This is a genomic window from Mycoplasma sp. 1199, assembly GCF_034863365.1.
Lineage (GTDB): Bacteria > Bacillota_I > Bacilli_A > Mycoplasmatales > Metamycoplasmataceae > Mycoplasmopsis.
Window position 1 is genome coordinate 299,290 of record NZ_JAYFFA010000001.1, and the last position, 9,518, is coordinate 308,807.

A 9,518-nucleotide genomic window follows, 5' to 3' on the forward strand; every position below is an offset into this window, starting at 1 on the left:
CCTTTCTTATCAGAAAATAATTTTGTTATATGGTTTGTTATTGATTGGAATTTCCATATCATTAACCATAATTCAATCTAGTCATAATGCTCTAATTTCAATGCATCTAACAGTATCATTATTCTCTTTATGAATAACAATACTGTTATGGTCTTGAAAGTCATCATCAACTAGACCTACTGACTTAACAAACTCATCAGGTGAGTTAAATATTGTATTGTTAAGTGTTTCATAGAATTGGTGTGGTTTAATTGCTTTTGGTTTGTTTGAGAAAACAAATTGTGCTAGACCAATTGTTGAATCTTTTGGTCTATCAGCTCAACCTGGAGTTGGACTTATTTCATTTCCGTTTTTATCAAACAATGGAAGATATTTATCAGGGTACTTATCTAATTCAGGAAGTATCACATCTGCTTCTTTTAATCATTTATTAATATAATTTTTTCTAGCACTTCCAAGTGAAGAAGTGTAAGCAACTCCCCCGTGACCACCGTGTGCTTGAATAACATCAGACCTTATCCATTTAGATGCTAACTTATAATCTATAAGTTCGTACTCATCACTAATATGATAATGATATCTTGCTTGACTTTCAAATTCCTTAATTCCTTTTATAAGGTTTTTATATCAGTTATATCTTTCACCATAAATTAAATCGGTATTTACTGATATAAAGCTGTTTGAATATCTTTCAAAGTCATAAAAATGATAAATTGACTCTCCACCATATTGAGGGTTATCATTTATAAATTTTGAAATAACAGTTGGTGGAATATAAAATCTCTCTGAAGGATAATTATTACTTTCACCAATTACAACATTCATCACTCTATAAGGAACAATTACTGACCTTGTGCTTGCTCCTATATTTTGGTCAATAGCAGCACTATATTCAACTAGTTTCTTAAACCCTGATGGTTTTAAAAATAAGTAAAAAGGTCAGTTATAGTTATAAGACTTATCATTAAATTCAACTGGTGTTGATGAATAATCGATCTCTGTTAATGATTCACCTAAAATTGGAAGTTGAACATTTGAACCATTGAACATAAAAGTGTTGTTATTCAAAAATGTGTTTTTTATCCTTGATAAGATGTCTCCATTATTATCAACATCATATAAGTAAGAAAATCATTTATATTCTCCATTGTTGTATCAAGAGATTAAAGGAGAATAAAGGAAGTTTTCATCATTCAGACCACCTTTTCAAGCATATGTTGTTATAAGCATATTTGAGAAAGCTAGAATATAGTTTTTTAATATATTTGTCTTTTCAAACTCACCAGATACAAAATATTGATTTAACTTTGTTTTAATTGCATTATCTGTTCAATTCTTTAAGTCTGATATCTTCCCGTTTTTTTCTTCAAACTTCTTAATAGCTTCTTCATTAAGTCCTTTATAACCTGACTTCACTGTATTAGTTACACTTATTAATTCTTTTAAGAAAATTAAAAACTCATTTTGTGGTATTGTGTTTTGGTTTTTCAGATATTCATTTAATAAATAAAAATTGTTATTTGCTAAACTTCAGAAGTTCAATGAATATCTATTTTTAAACACATTAAAAGGGTTGATTGTAAGCATATATGGAGCTTGAGACCTGTTGTCCATTTTAATCAATCTATCTTTATCATTTAAGAAGTTAATAGAGTTGATTAAAGCTCCCTTATTCATCTTTAAGACAAAGTTATCAGTTGTTAAATCAACAGGGTTGTTTTTCCTAATAACAAAGTCAATATTATGAAGTTCTTTGTAATAGTCTAATTGTGTAAGTGTTATATCAGCATATGCTTCTAATACATCGTTGAGTTCCATATTATCAATTTTGTTTTCGATAATATAGAACTCATTGAATTGAGTCACATAAGGACTATCAAATGTGAAAAGATAAAAGATGTTTTTAGATGGTTCAACCTCTAAATAGTTATATAAATCACTATCTCCTGTGATTGTGTAAGAGTTAAACAATTCATTGCTAACATTACCATCATCTAATAAGGTGTTTGATAGTTTTGTATGGTTTAACTTGATAACATCAAACTCTTCAGGTTCTGATAAGTTAATAACATTGATACTATGTTTGATGAAGCTTAAAGGTTTATTTGATTCAATCTTATAAACAAAAAGCTTTGAAGTGTTATTGTTGAAGTTCATCGTTTACCTCATTTGTTTTTGTTTGTCGAATGTCTTGGTTTCTATTTAATAGAACCCCATTTTGGTCAGTTGATAATATTTTTGCTTGTTGTTCTAAATATTTTGAAGAGCTAGTTGTTATAACATTGATATCTTGTAAATAATCCAATCCTAACACTCTCAACACTAATCTAGCAAACTTCTCATAATATATCTCTCTTAAGTTTGCTTTACCTTCAATATAGTGATTATATGAACTGTTTAATTGTTGTGCTTCCACTGAATGAATGTTGTGAGTTCCACCATCAGTTGAATCTTTTTTGAAGATTAAAGCTTGTTTGATTCAATACATAATGCTTTCAATTGATTGAATTGTTGAAAGCGCTGTGCTTTGTGATTGCGCTATTTCGAAAGGTTTAACCATTTGGTCACTATAAGGTGCTATTGAGTGTGTTTGAATGATTCTATCTTTTCCTAATGAGAACAATGATTTAGACACACTGTTAGATTTAGAGTTTCCTAAATCTCAATTGATTAAAGGAATTGGAGCAGATAAGAAACTATCAAAATATAAAGCACTCAACTTAATGTCTAACAGAGCAAAAAGTTCTTGGTCTATTAAGTCCATCTCTGCTTGTCCTGTTGAATTGTTTTTGAAGATAACAAAAGGAATAAAGTTATCTTTGAATATTTCTTGTTTGTATCTTTTACCTAATAAGCTTGAAAGCGGTTGTCTCTTTCCGTTCTTATCAATAATTGACTTTTCAACATAACCCTTATTATTTAATAAATCATATGTTGTAAATGTGTTATATTCATCAACACCGTTTGATAACTTACCTGTGTTAATTTGTAAATAAACTAACTCATTATCATCATTAGTTTCATAATCGACAACTTGAGCTAAAACTACCTTTTTATTGTTTTGAATTCCTAAAGCTCAAATTCCTTTTGTGAATAAGAACTTTTCTAGTTGTTGAATAATTGAAAGAAAATCATTTCTCTTTAAGAAAGCATCAAACTCTTCTTTCCCATTAGCAAACTCAAAAGTTGGAAGTTCAGTTGCTAACTCTGAAACTTGAAGTAATGCTCCTTGCTTTTCAAAAAAACTTCTTGAGTTGATTTTGAATTCATTATCAATCTCTGTTGGAATAATGGAGTTATTTATGACCATAGCTCCTTTTTTGAAAATTGCTTCATTATCTAACGCCATAATTCTCTCCTTGCTGTGCTAAATTTCAAAGCACTTTCTGCTTTTTGTATGTTAAGCTGTTAGACATTTCAAAAGCATTTATTAAGTCATATATCTCTGGAAAAACAGTTTCATCTCTTTTCTTTTCTCCAGGTTCAACATATTGCTTTGATAAGTTCTCTAATAGCTTTGTTGTATCATTTGTATTTAAGATATACACCATATTATTTCCAAAGATTCACTCTGTTCATCTTTGTCTGCTTTCGATACCAAACTTTTCAGTTCTTGTATCTTTTCTGTTCGCTAATCTTGAATATATTTTGAAATCTGGGAACTTGCTAGCTAATTGCTGGAGTTCCAGATTTACATAATCGCTTACATGGTCATTATCTGTTAAGATAACATTCTCAAATTTGTTTAAGTTAAAAAATTCATTTGTATGATAAGAATTTTTTAACTCTTCAAATATTCAAATATTGCTTTTAATAATCAAATCAATTAATAACTTATTAACTTCAACTCTTGTTGGTCTATGTTTGAAGAACCTTTTAAGGTCTTCTATAGCATCTAATATTACAATCTTTCCATCATCTAAAAGCAGCGTTCTACATCAAGAAGCATTATCGCTCTTCCCGGGGTCGTATCCATCAAAAACACCTAAAACTTTTCCTGCTCTTATAAACTCTGATACTTGCTCTTTTGTAATGAATTCAATATTGCTATTAAAGTTGTTGTTATCATAGATTAAACTTTTAAGATAGAAAGCACTTTGTTTATCTTCATTAACAAAAGCAAAACCTGCTACAGTAATAACTCACAATCTGAAGTTAGTTGATTTTAAAAGTTCAAATTGTTTTTTTTGTATTTCGCTCATTTCACTATTTGGAGTGAATAGTTTTGAATACATAATTACATTAATGCCTAAACCTTCAGAGAATGTTGGGGATGTTTCATAAATAAACTTATCTTTAACTAATCTATCTAACACTTGAATGTTAGTTGTTCCATTGTGTGAAATTAATGGAATGACTTTATTGTGATAATCAGTTATTAAAAAGTGCTCTGTTGTAAAAATGTTATAAAAGAACTTAACTTTTAATTTTGTATCTTGTGGTGCTTTAGTTCTCAAAACAGTGTTTTGAATTAATAAAGGTATGTTCTCCTTTTGGTTTTGGTATAAGTCCCTTAATTGACCGGGTGTATAGTTTGTGTTTTCAGGGTCTTCAATTGGTTCATCAATAACCAACTCTCCAAAATAATAATCTGCTTTTGGTAATGTGATACCTTGGAATGCTTGAATCTTTTCAAAGTTTTGAAACAATATTTTTCTACATGTTTTGGTATCAGTCCCATCACTTCAGTAGATAGCATCCTGTGTAAAGACTAAATATCTCTTGATATTGATTTTGTGTTTTGTTTCTAAAAAGTCTGCTGCTTTTTGAAACATTGGTATCAATGTATTCTTAATATGGTTGTATTGATTTCTACATCACACAGAGTTAAAGTTGGTTTCATTAGCTAATCTATAAAGTGTGATAATAGCACCATTGAAAGACTTCGAAACCCCTTTTGCTCCACTCTGAATTTCAAAGAATTCAGAGCTTTCAAAAGCATCAAAAGCAGGGTTATCTGGAAGGTCTGTATAGTGTAATATCTCCTTTAATTTTTCGAGTGGGAACAACGACATATTAACTTCCTACTTTTCTTCTACGAATTCAAAATTTGATTCGTGTTTTGGTTTTGTCTCTGTTGGTTTTTCTTGTGGTTCTTCAACCATCGAAAGTTCTTCATAGCTTCCATACACTTGATAATAAGTTGTCTTTTCATCTTTTGATAAGTTCTTTTGGACTAAAGGGACAAACTTTACAAATGCTCTTGAACCTTTTTTGTTTAGATAAGGTGATTCATATATTGGTGGAACTGCTCCATCCATCATAGCAGGGTGTCTTACTTTTAAGGTTTTGATTAATGTTAAAAATTTCTTTTGATTGTCTTTTAATGGAATAGCAGCTTTGCAATATACAAAGTTTTTCTCTGTTCTAATTTCATCAGTTAATAATTCGACTGAAGCATTTACAAAAATAAATGTTCCTTGCACTGCTTTATAAGCGTCTGCTATATGGTAAGCAATTACCTCTGATACGTATTTGTTAAGTATCTGATAGTGATAAATTAGATACATAAATGTATTAAATATATGATTGGTGTGTTCATTATTGAAATCATTTGCTAACACACTTCCATAGAAATTTAAGAAGTGTCCCACTTGAATTTCTTTAGATGCTTGTTCTGCTTGCTTTCCTGTGAATTTTAATTTAGCTGAAGCAGGTGTTGGTCTGTAATTCTCTGAATGGAATTTATCAGCATAAAGAACATCAACATATAATTCTTTAACTTCAAAACCACTTTGTGTTGTTTTTGTAATTAATTGACTTACTTCTTTAACATAGACTACACCTTCACAATATGAGAAACCTTTGTGAAAGGTGTAGTTGATTGTTTTATTGTTTTCCATTTTCTCTTTCCTTTCTTTGTTTCTCTAGATTTCTAAAAGCACTAACAATTCAAGATTGATTTTCTTGTGTTAATTCAATCATTAAAGCTAAAGGTTGAATGAATACAATTTCTTGTTCTTTTCCTATACATCCATTCCTGTTTTTAGCAATTGATAAATTAACCATTGAATAATTGTTTCTCTCTTTATTCTCTTCAATGTCTCTCTCATATAGGAACAACACAATATCAGCATCTTGTTCTATACTTCCACTGTCTCTTAAATCAGTAAGAACAGGTGGTTCTGCTTTTAACTTTTCAACTGGTGTAGGTTGCTGTCCTTTTTCATTTGCTTTTTTTGTTGTTTTTGGTTTTCTTTGTTGTGAAGTTGTTCAGTCTCTGCTCATTTGAGAAAGAGCAACGACAGGAATGGATGTATCTAAAGCTAGCTTTTTTAATATTCTTGATATATATGAAGTTTGTTCATACTTACTAGAGAAATGTTTAGCTGTTGAAAGTATTTGTATATGGTCTATGAAAACAGCTCTAACTTTCTTTTGTGTTCTTTGTTCAAAAAATACAATTAAGTTTTTAATGTGTTCTGCTCTTATATCAGGGTCATCTACAAAATAACATTTTGAGTTTTCAATCACTCTATCAAAACCCATCTTATTGAAAGCTTTTAAATCTTCAACTATATTTAAAGACTCATAAAAGTTTTTTAATTCATAAAACGTATTCATAGAAAAAAGCTTTTGTGTAATCTCTGAAGCAGTTTGTTCTAATGAGATGAACAAGACACACTCGTCTTTATCTAATGAACTATTGAGTTCATTTATCAAGTTAATTAAAAAGGTTGTTTTTCCTGTACCAGGTCTTCCCCCTAAAACAATAAACTGTGAAGGCCTTAACCCCTGAAGTTCATTGTCTATAAACTTAAACCCTGTCCCTTTTAAAGTCATTTGATTCAAGTTTGGTTTTTCCATTCATTCAGTTATTACTGAACCTACACCTTTGATTTTGATATTTTCAAAGTTTTGCATACAAAAAAATCTCCTTCAATTTTGAAAGAGATTATTGGTTGAAATTTTGCGTTGTGATTAAATGAACATAGACCCTATTTTTTTTCTTAGCACCCACCACTTGCTTGTGATATCAGCAACTCAAAATTATATATATATATATATATATATATAGGAAAGGTGTGTTATTGAAATGAAGAAAAGTAGAAAAATTTTTCTTTCTTTTGGTGCGATAATAGCATCATCTTTAGTTTCGATTTCAGCTATTACTGTTGCCAATCAAGAAAATTGAAATGATTCTCAGAAAGCAGCAGCTCAAGAACTCAAAGCTTTTATTGAAAAACAAAAAAAGGGTGATACAAGTAGTTGAACTGAAATTCAAAAATGAATTGTCAATTTACATATGCCAGGTGAATACAAAACTTCAAGAAAATATAATGAAATAATAGATTTTGCAATTGATGAAAATAAATTGCAATCAGTTTATGATTTCTTTATTCAATTACCAAGTTTTAATCAAATTAATAATGAAAACTCTAAAAATGTGTGAATTCAAGAAATTAAAAATTGATTTTTTGAAAGATTTAATTCATATAATGGTGCTTACTCCAAAAACAAAACAAGTTCAATAGAATGAAGATATATGCCTGAAGAAGCCATTACTGATGAAGATCACGCAGCTGAAAATGCAATTGATGTATTTGATCAAAAAATAAAAGATTTAACAACTTTTAAAACACTTAGTGAATATTGAGGAAGATTTAATACTTTTGAAGAATTTGAAACTTGTGTTTTAAATGAACTTAAAGAAGAGTTAAAAAAAGAAGTTTACAACGCTCCTAGAGCATATTATGATAATTTTGTAACTATTGTAAAAAATGCAACTGTTAATTCAAGTGATCCAGATAATTTAAATAGAAATATTCCACAGGATTTAAGCAATACATTGTTGAATTGATTAAAAAATAGCAATAACTTCAATGCTAATGAAAAAGCAAGAGGTGGAACTTATGATAAAGCCTTGGACTTATTAGGGGATAATGGATTAATTGGGATAAATAACAAAATTGCTCAAATTAGAGAAAAATTGGCTACTTATCAAGAGAAAAAATCTTCTTTTGATTATAAATTTGAACCTGAAGATCCTGATAAAGCAGGTTTTGATAGTGAAAAAGAAAAATTAACAACTCAATTACAAGAATTACAAAACAAGTTAAATGGATTAAATACAGCTATTGATGGAAGTATTGAAAGTGCTGGTTGAAGTAGTAGAAAGAAACAAAAAATATTAAATTTAACTACTACTAATCAAGAGTTAACAACAGGTTTAAGCACTTATGTTGCTGCTGAAGAAAAATTAGAAGGTTTATTAAAATATAAAGAAAAAGTTGCAGAATTAGAAAAAATACTTTCAGATTCTTCTTTATCTGATGAGCAGAAAAAACGCTATACTGACAAAATCGATAGTTTGGGCAAAGATGCAGATAATTATTCTAAATTGGTAGAACTTGGAAATGAGATCAAAAATTCAGTTGAAGCGGATTCAAATGTAGAAAAAATCTTAAATAAATTTAGTTTATGAACTAATGAACAACAAAAAGATCCTTATCGTGAGCAAATTAAAAACGTTTATAAAGATTCAAATTTGGACGATCAAGCAAAAGATACAAAAATTAAAGAAATTGAAAAAGAAATTTTTAGCAAAATGAAAGAAAATGCTAATAATTTAATTAATCAAACTTCTTTAGAAGACACAGAAAAAGATAAATATAAAAATTTAATTAGTTCTGAAACTATAAATGAAAATAATAGTCCATATGATTTTCCTCTACTTAAAACAATCACAAAGGCTAAAATAGATAGTTTAGATAGTTTAAATCCAGCACAAAAAGAATATTTCAAAAATAAAATTAATGATCAAAATATTAATGATGCTACAAAAGTAAATGCAATTTTAACTGAATCAGAAACAGTAAATCAAAAAATGAATGATTATAAAAATACATTCAAGGATGATACTAGCAGAGATGAAGACAATGTAGCAACAATTAAGAAAAGCACTGATTATACTGAAGCAGATAATGATGAAAAAACTGCTTTTGATAATGCTTTAGATCAAAGAAGCACTGATTTATCAAGTTCAACTGATAATTTAACAATTGAACAAATTGATCAAAAAATTACAGCCTTAAAACAAACGAAAGAAGATTTAAATGGTGATGAAAATCTAACAGAAGCCAAACAACAAGCAAAAAATAAATTAGATACTTCTTATACATATCTAAATGATGCGCAAAAAACAGATGCAATTAATAAAATTAACGCATTAGCAACTGTAAATGGTGTTAATAATCAAGATGCTGAAAATAAAAAACTTGACGGTGCTATGAAAAGTTATGGTCAAAGTGCAGCTAACATTGAATCAATTAGAACAACTACCGATTATACTCAAGCAGATAATCAAAATACTTTAGAAAATTTAATTACTGCTAAAGAAAATGACATTAATAAAACAAGTGGACCTAATTTAACTTTAGAACAAGTAAAAGAAAAAACTACAGCACTTAATAATGCTGTTACTGCTTTAAACGGTGAAGAGAGATTAAAAACAGCTAAAGAAGAAGCGATTAGAAAAATTAATTCTGATTATTCATATTTAACACAAAAACAAAAAG

At 28.7% G+C, this 9,518-nt stretch carries 6 protein-coding genes; 1 reads left to right on the plus strand and 5 read right to left on the minus strand.

Annotated features, from left to right (window positions below; translation table 4 throughout):
* Nucleotides 1-6: 6 nt before the first annotated feature.
* From VBM89_RS01130 to VBM89_RS01150, 5 genes are read right to left on the minus strand one after another with little or no spacing between them, the layout of a single operon-like run.
* Complete coding sequence (locus VBM89_RS01130; protein WP_323188486.1) at nt 7-2,157, minus strand: hypothetical protein; 2,151 nt, start codon at nt 2,155-2,157, stop codon at nt 7-9.
* Nucleotides 2,141-3,349: a hypothetical protein gene (locus tag VBM89_RS01135; protein ID WP_323188487.1), complete on the minus strand. Its 1,209-nt coding sequence runs from the start codon at nt 3,347-3,349 to the stop codon at nt 2,141-2,143. The genes VBM89_RS01130 and VBM89_RS01135 overlap by 17 nt, the downstream gene beginning before the upstream one ends.
* Nucleotides 3,336-5,015, minus strand: a complete 1,680-nt coding sequence (locus VBM89_RS01140; RefSeq protein ID WP_323188488.1) for a hypothetical protein — start codon at nt 5,013-5,015, stop codon at nt 3,336-3,338. Before VBM89_RS01140 ends, VBM89_RS01135 begins: the two co-directional genes overlap by 14 nt.
* Nucleotides 5,016-5,024: 9 nt before the next feature.
* Nucleotides 5,025-5,843, minus strand: coding sequence for a hypothetical protein (locus VBM89_RS01145; protein ID WP_323188489.1), 819 nt, complete (start codon nt 5,841-5,843; stop codon nt 5,025-5,027).
* On the minus strand, nt 5,830-6,864 hold the full coding sequence (locus VBM89_RS01150; protein ID WP_323188490.1) for a DnaB-like helicase C-terminal domain-containing protein: 1,035 nt from the start codon (nt 6,862-6,864) through the stop codon (nt 5,830-5,832). The genes VBM89_RS01145 and VBM89_RS01150 overlap by 14 nt, the downstream gene beginning before the upstream one ends.
* 172 nt (nt 6,865-7,036) lie before the next feature.
* On the opposite strand from VBM89_RS01150, the gene VBM89_RS01155 reads away from it, so the two are divergent.
* A partial coding sequence (locus VBM89_RS01155) for a hypothetical protein (RefSeq protein WP_323188491.1) occupies nt 7,037-9,518 on the plus strand: 2,482 nt, incomplete at its 3' end.